The sequence below is a fragment of the Pseudonocardia sp. TRM90224 genome, assembly GCF_021245725.1.
GTDB lineage: Bacteria > Actinomycetota > Actinomycetes > Mycobacteriales > Pseudonocardiaceae > Pseudonocardia.
This window is the reverse complement of the sequence record NZ_JAJGSX010000034.1, coordinates 34,366-49,814: the sequence shown is the minus strand read 5'-3', so window position 1 is coordinate 49,814 and position 15,449 is coordinate 34,366. Positions and strand designations below refer to the sequence as shown.

Sequence of the window (15,449 nt, the reverse complement as noted above, 5' to 3'; positions counted from 1 at the left end):
GATGGATCACGGGCCTCAGTTCACGGGCGTGTACGTGTTCACGACGATGCCGCACGCGTAGGACCTGGAGCGGTCGAGCGTGAGTCGGAGACCGCCGGGGACGGACCGGAACGGTGACTCACCGCGGCCGACCGCCGTCGGGTTGATGTAGAGCTGGTATTCGTCGACCACGCCCGCGGCGGCGAGCGCGGCAGCGAATCCCGTGCCGCCGACGGCGATCATGTCGGCGCCCGGCCCCGCCTTGAGGCGCGTGATGGTCGCAGCAAGCTCGCCTCCTGCCCACCGGGTGCGCGGCCATCGGAAATGACCGCTTTCGGCAGTGGAGAACACGATCTTCTCCGCGTCGCCGACCTTTCGGGCGAAGGCGAAGTCGGGCTCGTCGGGATGACTCTCAGCGGTTCGCCCCCAGTGGTCGAGGTAGCCCTCCTCGACCATTTTGCGGCTGAGGAGTATCCGGTCGACCGCGCGGAACGTCTCGTTGAAGTCCCGCTTGAGCTCGTCGTCCCAGGGCCAGTTCTGCCCCCAGTCCCAGACCTGCCACTGCACCGCCGGGTCGGCCGCTTCGACATAGCCGTCGGCGGACGTCTGCATCTGCACGATGAGCCTGCTCACGCGGGAACCCCGGCCAGTGTGCTGCGCGCCCAGTCCCGAAGCGACGTGGTCGTCGTGGTTTCCTCGTCGCGAGGTGTCAGCGCCCACGGCTGGGCGTCGTTGAAGCTGCGGGCGGTCTCGACGAAAGCGTCGGCGAAGGACGGCGACATGCCTGATGCGAGCATGCCCGTCCGCGCCGCGTCGTAGCTGAGTTGCTCGTACCCCACACCGGGCAGCCCGGCGGCCTCCGCCAGGATCGCCGTCGCCTCCGTCATCGTGAGGTCGGCATGGCCGTGGATCTCGTGGACGCCGAGCCGCGGATGGAGCTGCGTCAGCAGTTCGGCGGCCCGTTGCCCGACGTCGCGCGCGGCCACCGTCGGCATCGGCCGATGAGCGGTGAAGGGGGTGCGGAACACGCCGGTGTTCTCCGCCTGTGCCCTGAAACCGAGCCCGTCGGTGAAGTTCTCCATGAACCAGCCCGCACGCAGCACGATCGGCTCGGGGACCGAGCAGTCGTGCAGCCGCTCCTCCATCAGGGCCGCGCCGAGGGATGTGCCGCGGCGCAGGTGCGCGTTCAGCCCGCTGAGCAGCACCACGCGAGGCACGCCGCTGCCGCGGATGGCGCCTTCGAGCCGTTCCGCGGTCGCATCCTCGCGGGCGTGCAGATCAACGCTGGCAAGGTCGAACGGAACGATCACGAACGCCCCGTCGGCATGCTCGAAGGCGCGCTCGAGCGCCGCGGCGTCATCGACGCCGAGCCCGCGGCTGCGGGCAACGGCCCGTACCTCGTGGCCATGGCTGATGAGGAGTCGCTCGACCACGCGCCCCGTCTTGCCCGTTGCGCCGACGACGACGTACGTGCGGCGCTCACCCGACTGGTGGTTCTTCATCACTGGTGCACCGCCGTCGCCGCCAGGGCCGCGATCGCGAATGTCATCATCGTTGTCTCCTTCGTTCGGTGACGACGATGCCGGGTGATGATCGATAGGTCCAATGCCAATTCTCGCCGGGACGTATGCCTAGAACTTATGCATGCTGCGCGAACCTCAGTCGAGGCAGAACTCGTTGCCCTCCGGGTCGGTCATCACGATGAACCCGGCTTCCATCGGGGGAGCGGGCTCGACACGGCGCACCCGGGTGGCCCCCAGCGCGACGAGCCGCGTGCACTCGGCCTCCAGCGCGGCCATCCGCTCCTCGCCCACGAGGCCGGGGGCGGCGCGCACGTCGAGGTGGACGCGGTTCTTCACGACCTTGCCCTCCGGGACCTTCTGGAAGAACAGCCGCGGGCCCCGCTTGTCGGGGTCCTGGAGGGCGGATCTCGAATCGCGCTCGTCGGCCGGCACGCCGATGCTGTCCAGGAAGTCGTCCCACGCGGCCAGCGGGTCGGCCCCCTCGGCCAGCTCGACGCCGGGCGGGGCGGGGTGGACGTAGCCCAGCACGTCGCGCCAGAAGATCGACAGGGCCCGCGGGTCGTGGGCGTCGAACGTGACCTGGACGTGGCGGCTCATCGGCTGCTCCGTTCCTCGGGGGTGGGTGCGCGATCATCGTCCCGCGGTGGGTTCGCGGAACTTGGTCCGGTCCGGCCGGCGGTACTTGGCACTGGCCTCCCGCCGTCGTCGTCGTCGATGGTGGTCGTCGTGATCGAGTTCCGCCATTCGACCTCCGTCTGGGAACGGTTCCCGCAGCTCGTCCCAGCGGTGCTGCGGGTCGAGGGGTTCCGCGGTGACAACATGGCCGGGCCGGCCGTCGACTCGCGAGTAGCAGCGCACGTCGCCCGGGCGATCGAGCGGCTTGCCACCACATCGATCGCGGAGCTGCCCGAGGTCGGGTCGTGGCGGCGGGCGTTCGCGGAGATGGGGCTCAAGCCGACGCAGTACCGCTGCGCGTCGGAGTCGTTGCTGCGGCGGTTGGCCAAGCACGGCTCGCTGCCGCAGGTGCATCCGCTGGTCGACCTGTGCAACGCGGTCTCCGTTGCGTTCGCGATCCCGGTCGCCGTGCTCGACCTGGGCAGCATCACCGGTGCGCTGGAGGTCCGGCCGGCGTCCGGCGACGAGCGCTACGAGACGTTCTCCGGGGAGATCGAGCACCCTGCGCCCGGGGAGATCGTGTTCGTCGACGCCGCCGGCGATGCGCACGCCCGCCGCTGGACGAACCGCCAGAGCGGTGCATCGGCGGTTCGCGCCGACACCACCGACGTGCTGATCGTGGCCGAGGGCCTGCACCCCTCGGCGTCGCGGGACGTGCCGCGGCTCGCGGAGGTGCTGGCCGCCGAGCTGGCCGAACTCTGGGGCCTCACGGCGAAGATGGACGTGCTCAGCCGCGAGCACCCGACCTTCGCCGCGTAGGCGCGCTGAGCGCGTTCAGCATGCTCAGGATGTCGGCGACGAGGCGGGCCGTGCCCCGGCGGCGGCGCCAGGCGACGACGGCCACGACGGCTGCGCAGGCAGCGGGCAGGACAATCGTCTCGGGGCCGAGCCGGATCCCGCTGATCACCGTCGCGATGAGCATGTGGACGACCAGCGCCGTCGCGGCCGCGCCGCAGATCCGCGGGATCAGCATCCCGATCGCCGCGGCGATCTCGAGGATCCCGATCAGGTAGGTGCCGAGGGTGTCGAAGCCGAGCGCGGCGTACGCGGCGACGTACTGCGGGTCGGTGCTGAACTTCGGCATCGACGCCATCAGGTAGAAGGCGGCGAGCACAACCTGCAGCACCCAGCACCACATGGAGCTGGACCGGTACGCGGTCGATCGGGCGGTCATGGTGGCTCCTTCGCAACGGACCGCGGAGGTCGCGGTGTTGCTCGGGACGTCGAAGCCGCCGGCCGGGTCCGGACACGCCCATCGGGAATAGTGAGGTGCGCGTCCCCGAACTCTCGACGAAGGAGCTGCAGGCGCCATGCTGGTCGCGTACAACTTCACCCGGATCGCCGTGCTCGTGCGGCGGTGGTTCGAGATCTCCGCCGAGGCCGTCATGGAGCACGGCGCCCGCGTCGAGCTGCAGCTGCTCGCCCCGCAACCGCACCGCGGAACCGAGTCGGCCGCGCAGCGGACCGTCATCGACGAGGCGTTCTGGCGTGCCGACCTGTTCGGCCGCCTCGACCGCCCGGCGGACCCCTTCTCCGCAGCGCACTACCACCCGCGGTTCGACGGGATCGAACCCAGCGAGCGCGTCTGGTCGGCCGAGCTCACCGCCGACCCGTGGGAGTGGCTGGCCGGGCAGCTCAACAGCGTCGAGGACCGCCTGCGGGAGGCCGGCCTCGACGCGGGGATCGCCGCCGACGACGCCGACGAGATCCGCGCGTTCGTCCCGGACATCGTGGCAACGGCACAACGCTTCAGCCCTGAGCGGCCGGCGACCCGCGACGACGACTTCCGGCTCACCCGCGACGCCGCCGAGCGCGTCCGGCGGATGCTCACCCTCATCCCGGACCCGGCCCTGATCGACCGCGACTACCTCGGGCCGTGGATCCGGCAGCCCTGATCGGGGATGGGCACCCGATGGCGACCGACGCACCACCCACGGCGTGGAACGCGATCCCGCTTGCCGACCGCATGGGCTGGGCGCGCCGGCACATGCGGCGGACGGCCGCGGCGGGGGCCGCCCTGCCACCGATGCCCGACGTCCGGCTGGCGGCGACGGTGCACGTCGACCTCAAGTCGGCGCTGATGATGGTGGCCTGCGTCGAGGCCGGCGCGCAGGTGAAGGTGCACCCGGCCGACGCGGCCACGACGCGGGCCGACGTGGTGGCGCACCTCGCCGGCCTCGGCATCCCGATCGCCGACGTCGCGACCTGCGTGGCGTGGCGGCCGACGCACACCCTGGAGATGGGCGGCGACATCGCCGTGGCCGCCGGCCCGGGTTCGGGCATCCGCGCCGGCATCGAGGTGACCCGCACCGGCCTGACCCGCCTGGCCGCCGCCCGGATCGACCATCCGGTCTTCGACCTCGACGGCGTGCCGCTCAAGCACGACCTGCACAACCGGTTCGCCGGCGTGCCGCTCAAGCACGACCTGCACAACCGGTTCGCCGTCGGCACGAGCACGTGGCACGCGTTCACCGCGCGCACCAACCTCTCACTGCACGGCCAGGTCGTGGGCGTAATCGGGTTCGGTGAGGTGGGCGCCGGGCTCGCGCACGCTGCCCGGACGCTCGGCGCGAGGGTCGTCGTAGCCGAGCCCGATCCGGCCCGCGCCACGATGGCTGCCTTCGGCGGCTTCGAGGTCGCCGCGCTGCCGGAGACGGCCGCACGCGCCGACGTGCTGGTGACGGCGACCGGTCGCGACAATGTCGTGTCCGCTGCCGTCATCGGCGCGCTGAAGGACGGCTGCATCCTGCTCAACGCCGGCCACTCGGCTGCCGAGATCGCGGTGGCTGCGCTGGGCGCCGGCACGCCGGTGCTGCCGCACGTCACCCAACACCGCGTGGAGGGGCGCGCCGTCTTCCTCTTCGCCGGCGGCCACATCGCCAACCTGGCAGCGGGCGACGGCGACAGCCTCAACGCCTTCGACGTCACCGCGGCGCTGATGACGGCAGCCATCGGCTGGACCGTCGAGCACGGCACGGACCACCCACCCGGCATCCACCCGCTCCCCGACGCAGCCTGGCGGCCGGCGATCACACTCGACGGATGAGTCGCCACCTCCGGCCCGGTGAGTCGACACTTCTGGCCCGGTGAGTCGACACTTCTGGCCCGGTGAGTCGACACCTCTGGCCCGGTGAGTCGACACTTCCAGCACGGCGAGTCGGCACCTCCAGCACGGTGAGCCGGCACTTCTGGCACGGCGAGTTCCACGTTTCGGCGGGCGAGTCGCGCGTTCCGGAGCGGTGAGTCGACGCCTTGACTACGGCGGGTCGCCCGCCGGGGTTGACCGTCGACAACGACGTTATGGCTGATGTGAGCGCTCACAAACCGCCAAAGCGTCGTTGTCGACGCTCGGCCGGCGGCGGCGGGTGCGGGAGTTGGGGCTGGGCCGGGCGCGAGTCGGGAGCGGTGAGTCGCGCGTTTCGGCGGGTGAGGCGGGTTCTTGACGTGGCTCGTCGGGTGGGTTCGTGGCGGATGGTCTCGCGGCTGTGGTGGTCCTGTCGGGCTTGGCGGTCGCGTTCTTCAAGGGCGCCCTCGCCGGGCGGGCAGATCTCCGGGATGGTTGGGTCGTGCCATCCCGTCGACCTCTTGGGGGATACCACACGGCCGCCCGTGGGCGGAGCTTGCTTTGTTGTGTTGCGGTTTTGTTGAGGGCCGCCCACGGGCGGCCGTGTGGTGGGGATTTCCCAGGTCGACGGGATGGCACTCTCAGCCCCGCCTGTGGGTGGCGGCACGCCGGTTTGGGCGACCTCGCAGAGCTCGTTGTGTTCTCGCAGAGGTTGTGCGGTCTGCGACGTCGCACCTGGGTCTGCGCGGTCGGAAACGGCGTCCAGATTTGGGGGGTGTAGATAAGTACACTCTTCGCGTCTCAGCCTTCATTCACTGGCCGATGATCTTCAATCCGACTAAAATGGAGTCATGTCCCCGGGTCTCGACGCCACACTCGACGGTATCGCCGAGTTACAGGTCGAGGCTGCCACCGGAACGTTCCCCGATAGGTTTCTTGCCTCCCGGGATATGGAACGGGTGGTCCGGGAGATCGACCGGTCGCGGGTGCAGTTCGTCGCCGATTTTCTGCGGGAGGGTGGGTTCGGGTCGCTCGGCTACCGGGCGCCGATCGGTGCTCTCGCGGACTCCTGGAACATCGACTGGGGCACGGCCCGCCAGTACGTGAACGCCGCGCAGAACCTGTGCCCGCAGGTGGGCTTGACCGGCACCGTCCTGGAGCCTCGGATGCCGATCTGCGCGGCGGCGTTCGCGGCCGCGAGGATCGGGTTGGGGCACGTCGATGTGATCCGGAAGGTGCTGGAGTCCGGTGAAGCGTCCCGACTCAGCGCCGCCATGTGTGATGAGGTCGAGCGGCGGGTCGTGGAGTACGCCCTGCTCAACCGGCCGTCGGAAGTTTTCACGTTCGGGATGGACGTCGTGCGCGGTCTGGACCAGGACGGACCCGAACCCGACGACGGACCGGAGTCCGAGGTCAACGAGCTGTCCATCACCCCGCACCCGGACCGGCGCGGCGGGGTGATCAAGGGGCGGTTCGACAACGCGGTCCTGTTCGCCACCATCGCTACCTTGATCGACGCGAAGTCGAAGCCGGCGGGATCGGATGATCAGCGCAGCAGCAAGCAGCGCCAGGCCGAAGCGTTGGCCGACGTCTGCGGGTATGTGCTGGACCACGGCGATGTCCCGCAGTCCGGTGGGCACCGGCCCCATCTCAACGTGCACATCCCGCTCGCCGAGCTGGAAGCCCGGGTGCGGACCGCGATCCTGGACTTCGGTGGCTACATCAGCACCAAAGACCTGCGGCAGCTCGCCTGCAACGCGGCCGTCATCCCGATCGTCATGAACAGCGACAGCCAGCCACTCGACATCGGCCGCCTCTCCCGGGTGATTCCTGACGGAATGCGACGAGCCGTGGCTGCCCGTGACCGTGGATGCGCACGGTGCGGTCGCCCGGCGAGTTGGTGCGACATCCACCATGTCGTCGAATGGCAGAACGGTGGACCAACCGAAATCAACAACCTCGTCATGCTATGCCGAATGCATCACCGGGAGATTCATTCCACTGAATGGATCGTCCGAATGGTCGACGGGATTCCCGAATTCATCCCACCCAGGTATGTCGATCCGGATCAAGTCCCGCGCCGAAGACCGAATCTTCATGTCCTGGCCGCTTGATCCGCAGCTGCTCCGCCGCCGGCGGGTCGAGTTCGCGGAGGATCGCCTCGGCCCGGTGGCGTGCGTCGGCGTCGCCGAGCAGGTCGGCGAGCCGGGCGTACGTGCTCGCCTCGCCGTACCGGTCGCCCACGGTCGCGAACACCGCCAGCGCGTCCCGGTAGGCCGACTCCGCCGCCGCGCGGTCGCCGCGGCGCTCGTGCATTTCCGCCAGGCAGGCCAGCGTGTGCGCCTCGTACGCACGGTTGCCCACTTGCCGGTGCATGGCCAGCGCCCGCTCGCCGTCGGCGAGGTCCGCCGAGTACCACGCAACGTCGGTGAGCGCCATCGCCTCGCCCGCGACGTGCCCGGCCGCCCGGAACAGCGCCAGCGCCGACCGGGCCGCGTCCGACGCCGCGGGCTCGTCGTCCTGCAGCCCGAACGTGAGGTTCTTCGCCAGCGCCGCCGACGCTGCCGCGCGGCTCATCCCGAAGGCCGACCGCCGGACGTTGACCGACCAGGGCCATGTCGGAGCCCCTGAGGTGCTGGGTCCCGTCCTCGAATCGGCCTTCCGCGGCTGATCCGACGTTTCAGCGATGTGCGGAAGCGGGGACAGAGGGTTCACAACTGTTGTTCGCCGACACCACGGACGAAACGGAGCTCCTGATGACCGCGATCGTCGCCGCCGTACTCTTCGGACTTGCGCTGATCTTCGAGCTCGCCGGCTTCAGCCTGTCGGTCATCACCGCCACGGTGCTCGTCACCGCCGGGCTGCTCTGCGTCGCGCTGCACCTAGCGGGCGTCGGCAGCTCGGTGCACGTGCGCAGCTACCGCCGGCGCAGGTGACCGGGTGGCCGCCCGGCGCGGCACAACGAGATCGGCGGGCGGCACCGGGTACGTCATCTCCCGCGCCGTGTCGACCGCGACGGCCCGGCGCGTCGGCATGATCACCGCGAGGACGACCAGCGACCCGACGATGATCCCGGCCGTCAGGAGGATCGCGGTCGGGTCGCCGCCGGTGTTGCGGACCGTGCGGATGCCGGTGACGACGAGCACCCACAGCAGCGAGATCGGGATCAGGACCCGCCAGCCCATCCGCATGAACTGGTCGTAGCGGAGCCGGGGCAGGGTGCCGCGCAGCCAGACGAACCCGAAGAAGAACACGCCCACCTTCAGCAGCACCCAGAACGCGCCCCACCAGCCGTCGTGCGCCGGCGCGGGACCGCCGAGGAAGAGCGTTGCGGCCATGGCCGAGAGCGTTGCCATGTTCGTGTATTCGGCGAGCATGTAGACGGCGAACTTGAGTGACGAGTACTCGGTGTGGAACCCGCCGACCAGTTCCGACTCGGCTTCGGGCAGGTCGAGCGGGGCCCGGTTGGTCTCCCCGACCATCGCGATGCAGAACAGGACGAAGCTGGGCGCGAGGAGCAGGACGAACCAGGTGTCGTGCTGCGCGGCGACGATGTCCGCGGTCGAGAGCGACCCGCTGTGCAGGATCACCGCCACGACCGACATCCCGAGCACGATCTCGTAGGAGATCACCTGTGCCGTCGCCCGCAGCGCGCCGAGGAGCGGGTACGGCGAGCCGGACGACCAGCCCGCGAGCACGATCCCGTAGACGCCGATCGAGCTGCACGCGAGCACCACCAGCACGCCGACGGGCAGGTCCACCAGCTGCAGCACCGTCGGCTCGCCGAAGATCGTCACCTTCCCGCCGAAGGGGACGACGGAGAGCGCGAGGAACGCGGGCACCAGCGCGATCATCGGGGCCAGCGGGTAGATGAACCGGTCGGCGGCGGCCGGGCGGATGTCCTCCTTGAGGGCGAGCTTCAGCCCGTCGGCCAGGCCCTGCAACACGCCGAACGGCCCGGCCCGGTTCGGACCGGGCCGCTGCTGCATGCGACCGACGATCCGGCGCTCGCCCCAGCTGCCCAGCAGCGTGAACAGGATCGCGAACACGAACAAGGTGACGACCTTCGCTGCGATCAGCCACAGCGGGTCGTCGAGGAGGAGCTGCTGGGTCCGGGTCACGAGGCCTCCCACTGGTTACGCAACTGCTAGTTGCGAAACTGAGGGTAGCGCAACTGGCATGATGCGGCGGGTGACCCCTGAAGTGCGCAAGGCCGGGACCGGCGCGGGCGGTCGCCCGCGTGATCCGGAGCTCGGCCCGGCGGTGCTCGCCGCCGCGGCCGAGCTCGTCGTGCGCCGCGGCTACCACGGCGTGCGGATGGAGGAGCTCGCCCAGCTCGCCGGTACGACGAAGACGGCCATCTACCGGCGCTGGCCCAGCCGCGCGGCCGTCCTGCTCGACCTGGTCGCGCAGCGCATGCCGCCGCCGGTCGAGGTGGACGCGGTGCTGCCGTCGGGTATGGCGGGCAGCGCGGAGAACGAGGACGTCGTCGCGGCCAGCCGCCTGCTGGCGCGGTCGCTGTCCGACCCGGCCGTCGTGCACTGCGTGATGGGGTTGCTCGCCGAGGCCGTGCACCAGCCGGAGCTGGGCGCCCAGTTCCGCGCGAAGCTGATCGAGCCGCAGATCGCGGCCGCCGACGCGCTCGTGGCCGCGGCGAAGAAGGCAGGACGTTGCCCGCCGTGGGTCTCCGGGGCGCTGCTGGCCGACATCATGACCGGCTCGGTGCTCCAGCACGTCGTCGTCCGCGGTCAACCGGCCGACGACGCGTTCTTCGCCGAGCTCGCGCAGTTCGTCGGGAACGCCCTGCGCTGAGCTGGGCCGTGCCGTTTCGTCCAAACGGCGACGCGACTGATCGACGATTCGTCCATCGGAGCGGGGCGGCTCCCGTGGCTACGGTGCGGCATCGCATCGCCGCCACCGAGGAAGGTGCCGCCGCCATGACACTTCCGGACCTGTCCGCCGCCCCGCCGGTCACCGAGGTCGAGCAGCACGGCGTCGAGCGCATCCCCGACGCCGAGCGGAACGCGAAGCCGCTGGACCTGTTCCGGTTGACCTTCGGCGGGGCGAACACGTTCGCAACCGCGTTCCTCGGCTCGTTCCCGATCCTGTTCGGGCTCTCGTTCTGGCAGGGGCTGACCGCGACGGTGCTGGGGCTGGTGGTCGGTGCGGTGATCCTGAGCCCGATGGCGCTGTTCGGGCCGCGCAACGGCACCAACAACGCGGTGTCCTCCTCGGCGCACCTGGGTGTGCACGGGCGGATCGTGGGGTCGTTCCTCTCGCTGCTCACCGCGATCACGTTCTTCTCGATCTCGGTGTGGAGCTCGGGTGACGCGCTCGTCGGAGCGGTGGACCGGATGACGGGCGGCACGTCCTCGATCCCCGCCTACGCGGTCGCGTACGGCGTGTTCGCGGTGCTCGTGCTGGTCGTGTGCATCTACGGGTTCCGGTTCATGCTGCTGGTCAACAAGATCGCGGTGATCTCGGCGAGCGCGCTGTTCCTGCTCGGGATCGTGGCCTTCGGGGGGTCCTTCGATCCCGGTTACGCCGGATCCTTCGCCGACGGCACCGCGAGCCCCGGTTTCTGGGCCGCGTTCATCGGGGCGGCGCTGATCGTCGTGGCCAACCCGATCTCCTTCGGCGCGTTCCTCGGCGACTGGAGCCGCTACATCCCGGCGCGGACCCCCGCGATCCGCTGCATGGGCGCGGCCTTCTTCGCCCAGCTGGCCACGCTCCTGCCGTTCGTCTTCGGGCTGGCCACGGCCAGCATCATCGCCGCGCAGGCGCCGGAGTTCTTCGCAGGCGCGCCCAACTACGTCGGCGGGCTGCTGGCGATCTCGCCGGCGTGGTACTTCGTGCCGCTCGTCCTGCTCGCGGTCATCGGCGGGATGTCCACCGGCACCACGGCGCTGTACGGGACCGGGCTGGACTTCTCCAGCATCTTCCCGCGGCTGTCGCGGGTGCAGGCCACGGTGCTGATCGGCGTGGTGTCGATCGGGCTGATCTTCCTGGGGCGGTTCGCGTTCGACGTGGTGCAGAGCGTGTCGACGTTCGCGTCGCTGATCATCACGTTCACCGCGCCGTGGATGGTCGTGATGCTGATCGGGCTCGCGACACGTCGCGGCTGGTACGACCCGGAGGCCCTGCAGGTGTTCAACCGGCGCCAGCGCGGCGGCCGCTACTGGTTCGACCACGGCTGGAACTGGCGCGGGCTCGGCGCGTGGCTGGTCGCGGCGACGCTCGGGCTGCTGTTCACCAACATCTCCGGGCAGTTCGTCGGCCCGCTGGGCAACCTCGTCGGTGGCATCGACATCGGCCTGCCGCTCTCCATGACCGTGGCGGCGGCGCTCTACCTCGCCCTGCTGGCGCTCTTCCCGGAACCGGACGGTGTCTACGGCCCGGCGGGGCCCTGGCTCGTCCGCTCGACCGACCGGCCCATCCCGCCGATCACCAGCACGGCCTGAGCCATCCCGCAGGTCCCACCGCACATACCGGATGGTGTCGTCACACAGGTCATGACCTGTGTGACGACACCACCGGCTGTGTGACGTCAGTCCTCCAGGAGGTCCTCGATCGTGATGGGGATGTGGCGCACTCGCGTGCCGGTGGCGTTGTGGACGGCGTTCGCGACCGCGGCCGCCATGCCGACCACGCCGATCTCGCCCAGCCCGCGCGCGCCGAGCGGGTTGTGCAGGGTGTCGGGGTACTGCACGAACTGGACGTCGACCTCGGGGATGTCGGCGTTCACCGGGATCAGGTAGCCCGCGAGGTCGCCGTTGGCCAGCCGGCCGTTCCCCTCGATCTCCAGGCCCTCGTGCAGCGCGGCCGAGACGCCCCAGATCATGCCGCCGATGATCTGGCTGCGGGCCGCCTGCTCGTTGATGATCCGGCCGGCGTCGAACACACCGAGCATCCGTGACACCCGGACCTCCCGCGTCCACCGGTGCACCCGGACCTCGCAGAACTGTGCGCCGAACGAGCTGAACGAGTGCTTGGTCAGCTCCTCGCCCGGTGCCGAGGAGCCGATGGCCGCGATCGACGGGCGCCCGGTCGCCTTCAGCACCTCGCCGAACGTGAGGCTCCGACCGTCGGCGGCAAGCACGTGGCCGTCGGCGTAGCTGACCTCTACGCCCTCGAACGGCGCCCCGGGCGCGGCGGCCAGCGCGAGCAGGTCGTCGATCACCTTCGGGGCGGCGACCATGATCGCCGAGCCGGCGCTCGCGGTGGCCGTCGAGCCGCCGGACAGGCCGCCGGCAGGCAGTGTCGAATCGCCCAGCTGCGCGGTGACCCGCTCGGGTGCGATGTCGAGCGAGCTCGCGCCGACCAGCGCCATGACGGTCAGCAGGCCGGTGCCCGGGTCGGCGCCGCTGGTCGCGACCTCGGCCGTGCCGTCGTCGCGCAACATGACCTGGACGGACGCGGGGAACCGCAGCGCCGGGAACATCGCGGTGGCGGTGCCGAGGCCGACGAGCCAGTCGCCCTCGACGCGGCCCGTCGGCGTGCGCTGCGCCCAGCCGAACCGGGCCGCTCCGGCGGCGTAGCACTCGTCGAGATGCTTGCTCGACCACTGCAGGTCCTTGCCGGGCGGCGCGAGCGAGCTGTTGCGCATGCGCAGCTCGATCGGGTCCATCTCCAGCGCGACGGCGAGCTCGTCCATCGCGCTCTCCAACGCGAACGATCCCGGCGCCTCACCCGGTGCGCGCATGAACGTCGTCGGCGGGATGTTCAGCGGCACCATCTTCTGGCTGATGGCGACGTTCGGCGTCGTGTACCACTCCCGTGAGGTGCCGTGCGAGGTCGGCTCGATGAACGACCGGTCCATCGGCGTGCTCGACCACGAGTCGTGGCGCAGCGCGACCAGCGTGCCGTCCCGCTCGGCGCCGATGGCGAGCCGCTGCACGGTCGCTGGACGGCCGGCGGTGGCGGTGAAGACCTGCTCCCGGGTGAGCGCGGCCTTGACGGGCCGGCCCAGCTCGCGCGCCGCCGCGGCGGCCAGGAACGCGGGCACCGCGGTGTGGCCCTTGCCGCCGAACGCCCCGCCGACGAACGGGTTCACGGAACGGACCGCCGAGTGCTCGACGCCCAGCGCGTCCGCCAGCGAGATGGCCTGGAGGTTGGCGGCCTGGTTGCCGCTGTGGACTGTCAGCCGCTCGCCCTCCCAGATCGCGACGGCCGAGTGCGGCTCCATCGCGGCGTGGTTCTGCGTGGCGGTGGAGTACATCGCCTCGACGACCACGGGGCTGGCCGCCAGCGCGTGCTCGATGGACTCGACGTCGGGGGCGAGCACGGCGAGCGAGGGCGGCGAGCCGTCCCTGGCCGGAGGTGCATCCTCGGCCGTTGCGAGGCCCGCCGCCATCGAGGTGAGCGCCGGCAGCTCGTGGTAGGCGACCTCGACGAGCGCCGCCGCGTCGCGGGCCTGCTCGAAGCTCTCCGCGACGACGAAGCCGATCGGCTGGCCGTAGTAGGCGACCTCGGTGTTCTGCAGCGGCACCCACGTGCTGCCGAGCATCGAGACCGGCGTGTGCAGCTCCAGCGGCTCGAACGGCGTGTACACGGCGACAACACCGGGGGCGCTCTTCGCCGCCGCGACGTCCATGGCCGCGACCTCGCCGTGCGCGATCGTGCTGAGCACGACGTAGCCGAACAGCATGCCGGGGACGTTGTGGTCCGTCCCGTACCTCGCCTGGCCCGTGACCTTCATCGGGCCGTCCAACCTGGTGGTCACGCCCGTTCCTCCTGCGTCAGTTCGAGCAGCGCGCGGACGACGGTCCGCCGCAGCAATGGCACCTTGAAGCCGTTGTGCGACAGCGGTCGGGCGCCCTCGGCCGCCCCCGCCGCCGCGTCCTCGAACGCCTCCTGCGTGACGGGCGCGCCGCGCAGGGCCGCCTCCACCGTCGGCAGCCGCCACGGCACGGTCGCCACGCCGCCGACCGCCACCCGGGCGTCGACGATGCGCGAGTCCACGACGTCGAGGGCGACCGCCGCGGAGCAGAGCGCGAACTCGTAGGACTGCCGGTCGCGCACCTTCACGTACGTGGAGCGGGCGGCCCAGTCGAGCCGCGGCACCAGCACCTCGCTGATCAGCTCGCCGGGGCGCAGGTCGTGCTCGACCTCGGGGGAGTCGCCCGGGGTGCGGTAGAAGTCGGCCAGCGCGACGGTGCGTTCCCCGCCGGTGCGGACCAGCCGGACCTGCGCGTCGAGCGCCACCAGCGCGACGGCCAGGTCGCTGGCGTGGGTGGCGACGCACGAGTCGCTCGTGCCCAGCACCGCGTGCATGCGGTTGCTGCCCTCGATCGCGGGGCAGCCGCTGCCGGGGTCGCGCCTGTTGCACGGCATCGCGACGTCGCGGAAGTAGCTGCAGCGGGTGCGCTGCATCAGGTTGCCGCCGATGCTGGCCATGTTCCGCAGCTGCTGCGACGCGCTCGCGAGCAGCGCGCGCGTGATCATCGGGTAGACCCCGGCATGGGCGGCGACATCGCTCATCCGCTCCAGTGCACCGATCCGCAGCCCATCTGAAGTGCTGATCCCGTGCAGTGGCAGCGCGTTGATGTCCAGCACGTGCTCGGGGGTCAGCACGTCGAGCTTCATCAGGTCGACCAGCGTCGTCCCGCCGGCGAGGAACGTGCCGGGTGCGGCGAGCGCGGCGTCGACGGTATCGGGTGCGGTGAGCTCAAACCGTCGCATCGGCCTGCCTCACCTGCTCGATCGCCGCGACGATGTTCGGGTAGGCCGCGCAGCGGCACAGGTTGCCGGACATGAACTCCCGGACGTCCGCGACGTCCTGCTCGACCGCGGCGACGGCCGACATGAGCTGGCCCGACGTGCAGAACCCGCACTGCAGGGCGTCCTGGTCGACGAACGCCCGCTGGACGGGTTGCAGCTCGTCGCCGTCGGCGAGGCCTTCCACGGTCGTGACCGGCTGCCGCACGGTTGCGGCCAGCGTCAGGCACGAGAGCACCGGCTTGCCGCCGACGTGCACGGTGCACGCTCCGCACTGTCCCCGGTCGCAGCCCTTCTTCGGGCCGGTGACGTCGAGGCGTTCGCGGAGCGCGTCCAAGAGGGTCACGCCCGGCTCGACGTCCAGTTGTTGGGGCTTACCATTGATCTCGAGTGAGATGTCCACTGATGTCTCTTTCCGCGGGCACTCCGCCGAGGAGACGTCGGCGGGGTCCGGTGGTGGGGGGTCGAGCGGTTTCGGCGCCACCACCAAC

16 protein-coding genes are annotated in these 15,449 nt (G+C 70.8%); 7 read left to right on the top strand and 9 right to left on the bottom strand.

Features of this window, described 5'->3' with window-relative positions:
- Positions 1-15 precede the first annotated feature (15 nt).
- The 3 genes from LL648_RS33035 to LL648_RS33020 all read right to left on the bottom strand — a co-directional run bounded on the left by LL648_RS33035 (position 16) and on the right by LL648_RS33020 (position 2,099).
- Entirely contained in the window at positions 16-612 is a 597-nt protein-coding gene (locus LL648_RS33035; protein ID WP_232666728.1) for a dihydrofolate reductase family protein, read from the bottom strand.
- Entirely contained in the window at positions 609-1,481 is an 873-nt protein-coding gene (locus LL648_RS33030; protein WP_441344311.1) for an NmrA family NAD(P)-binding protein, read from the bottom strand. The genes LL648_RS33035 and LL648_RS33030 overlap by 4 nt, the downstream gene beginning before the upstream one ends.
- A gap of 156 nt (positions 1,482-1,637) precedes the next feature.
- Positions 1,638-2,099 (bottom strand): VOC family protein, encoded by a 462-nt coding sequence (locus LL648_RS33020; RefSeq protein ID WP_232666725.1) that lies wholly within the window; start codon positions 2,097-2,099, stop codon positions 1,638-1,640.
- A gap of 129 nt (positions 2,100-2,228) precedes the next feature.
- Here LL648_RS33020 and LL648_RS33015 point away from each other — a divergent pair, with 129 nt between their 5' ends.
- Entirely contained in the window at positions 2,229-2,936 is a 708-nt protein-coding gene (locus LL648_RS33015) for a B3/B4 domain-containing protein (protein WP_308190424.1), read from the top strand.
- On the opposite strand, the gene LL648_RS33010 is transcribed toward LL648_RS33015, so the two are convergent.
- Positions 2,905-3,351 (bottom strand): DoxX family protein, encoded by a 447-nt coding sequence (locus LL648_RS33010; protein WP_232666724.1) that lies wholly within the window; start codon positions 3,349-3,351, stop codon positions 2,905-2,907. The genes LL648_RS33015 and LL648_RS33010 overlap by 32 nt on opposite strands.
- Before the next feature lie 136 nt (positions 3,352-3,487).
- On the opposite strand from LL648_RS33010, the gene LL648_RS33005 reads away from it, so the two are divergent.
- From LL648_RS33005 to LL648_RS32995, 3 genes are all read left to right on the top strand, one after another.
- Positions 3,488-4,072: a hypothetical protein gene (locus LL648_RS33005; protein ID WP_232666723.1), complete on the top strand. Its 585-nt coding sequence runs from the start codon at positions 3,488-3,490 to the stop codon at positions 4,070-4,072.
- A gap of 17 nt (positions 4,073-4,089) precedes the next feature.
- Positions 4,090-5,223, top strand: a complete 1,134-nt coding sequence (locus LL648_RS33000) for an NAD(P)-dependent oxidoreductase (RefSeq protein WP_232666722.1) — start codon at positions 4,090-4,092, stop codon at positions 5,221-5,223.
- Positions 5,224-6,092: 869 nt separating this feature from the next.
- Positions 6,093-7,355: an HNH endonuclease signature motif containing protein gene (locus LL648_RS32995; protein WP_232666721.1), complete on the top strand. Its 1,263-nt coding sequence runs from the start codon at positions 6,093-6,095 to the stop codon at positions 7,353-7,355.
- Here LL648_RS32995 and LL648_RS32990 read toward each other — a convergent pair.
- Entirely contained in the window at positions 7,282-7,818 is a 537-nt protein-coding gene (locus LL648_RS32990) for a hypothetical protein (protein WP_232666720.1), read from the bottom strand. The genes LL648_RS32995 and LL648_RS32990 overlap by 74 nt on opposite strands.
- Positions 7,819-7,997: 179 nt before the next feature.
- On the opposite strand from LL648_RS32990, the gene LL648_RS32985 reads away from it, so the two are divergent.
- Entirely contained in the window at positions 7,998-8,177 is a 180-nt protein-coding gene (locus LL648_RS32985; protein WP_232666719.1) for a hypothetical protein, read from the top strand.
- Here LL648_RS32985 and nuoH read toward each other — a convergent pair.
- Positions 8,124-9,362 (bottom strand): NADH-quinone oxidoreductase subunit NuoH, encoded by a 1,239-nt coding sequence (gene nuoH / locus LL648_RS32980; RefSeq protein WP_232666718.1) that lies wholly within the window; start codon positions 9,360-9,362, stop codon positions 8,124-8,126. The genes LL648_RS32985 and nuoH overlap by 54 nt on opposite strands.
- Before the next feature lie 70 nt (positions 9,363-9,432).
- Here nuoH and LL648_RS32975 point away from each other — a divergent pair, with 70 nt between their 5' ends.
- Positions 9,433-10,053, top strand: a complete 621-nt coding sequence (locus LL648_RS32975) for a TetR/AcrR family transcriptional regulator (RefSeq protein ID WP_232666717.1) — start codon at positions 9,433-9,435, stop codon at positions 10,051-10,053.
- A 125-nt stretch (positions 10,054-10,178) separates the two neighbouring features.
- Complete coding sequence (locus LL648_RS32970) at positions 10,179-11,702, top strand: purine-cytosine permease family protein (protein WP_232666716.1); 1,524 nt, start codon at positions 10,179-10,181, stop codon at positions 11,700-11,702.
- 86 nt (positions 11,703-11,788) lie between these two features.
- Here the strand turns inward: LL648_RS32970 and LL648_RS32965 are convergent, their stop codons facing one another.
- Genes LL648_RS32965 through LL648_RS32955 form a run of 3 tightly spaced genes read right to left on the bottom strand, consistent with a single transcriptional unit; the run spans position 11,789 to position 15,361 of the window.
- Positions 11,789-13,963 carry a xanthine dehydrogenase family protein molybdopterin-binding subunit gene (locus LL648_RS32965; RefSeq protein WP_232666715.1) on the bottom strand — a complete coding sequence of 725 codons (2,175 nt, stop codon included), beginning with the start codon at positions 13,961-13,963 and terminating at the stop codon, positions 11,789-11,791.
- Complete coding sequence (locus tag LL648_RS32960; protein WP_232666714.1) at positions 13,960-14,922, bottom strand: FAD binding domain-containing protein; 963 nt, start codon at positions 14,920-14,922, stop codon at positions 13,960-13,962. Before LL648_RS32960 ends, LL648_RS32965 begins: the two co-directional genes overlap by 4 nt.
- Positions 14,909-15,361: a (2Fe-2S)-binding protein gene (locus tag LL648_RS32955; protein WP_232666713.1), complete on the bottom strand. Its 453-nt coding sequence runs from the start codon at positions 15,359-15,361 to the stop codon at positions 14,909-14,911. Before LL648_RS32955 ends, LL648_RS32960 begins: the two co-directional genes overlap by 14 nt.
- Positions 15,362-15,449: the final 88 nt, after the last annotated feature.

Bases quoted from the DNA above. Each gene is read 5' to 3' on its own strand.
- LL648_RS33030 (WP_441344311.1), bottom strand. From the start codon at position 1,481: ATGAAGAACCACCAGTCGGGTGAGCGCCGCACGTACGTCGTCGTCGGC.
- LL648_RS33020 (WP_232666725.1), bottom strand. From the start codon at position 2,099: ATGAGCCGCCACGTCCAGGTCACGTTCGACGCCCACGACCCGCGGGCC.
- LL648_RS33010 (WP_232666724.1), bottom strand. From the start codon at position 3,351: ATGACCGCCCGATCGACCGCGTACCGGTCCAGCTCCATGTGGTGCTGG.
- LL648_RS33005 (WP_232666723.1), top strand. From the start codon at position 3,488: ATGCTGGTCGCGTACAACTTCACCCGGATCGCCGTGCTCGTGCGGCGG.
- LL648_RS33000 (WP_232666722.1), top strand. From the start codon at position 4,090: ATGGCGACCGACGCACCACCCACGGCGTGGAACGCGATCCCGCTTGCC.
- LL648_RS32995 (WP_232666721.1), top strand. From the start codon at position 6,093: ATGTCCCCGGGTCTCGACGCCACACTCGACGGTATCGCCGAGTTACAG.
- LL648_RS32990 (WP_232666720.1), bottom strand. From the start codon at position 7,818: ATGAGCCGCGCGGCAGCGTCGGCGGCGCTGGCGAAGAACCTCACGTTC.
- LL648_RS32985 (WP_232666719.1), top strand. From the start codon at position 7,998: ATGACCGCGATCGTCGCCGCCGTACTCTTCGGACTTGCGCTGATCTTC.
- LL648_RS32970 (WP_232666716.1), top strand. From the start codon at position 10,179: ATGACACTTCCGGACCTGTCCGCCGCCCCGCCGGTCACCGAGGTCGAG.
- LL648_RS32960 (WP_232666714.1), bottom strand. From the start codon at position 14,922: ATGCGACGGTTTGAGCTCACCGCACCCGATACCGTCGACGCCGCGCTC.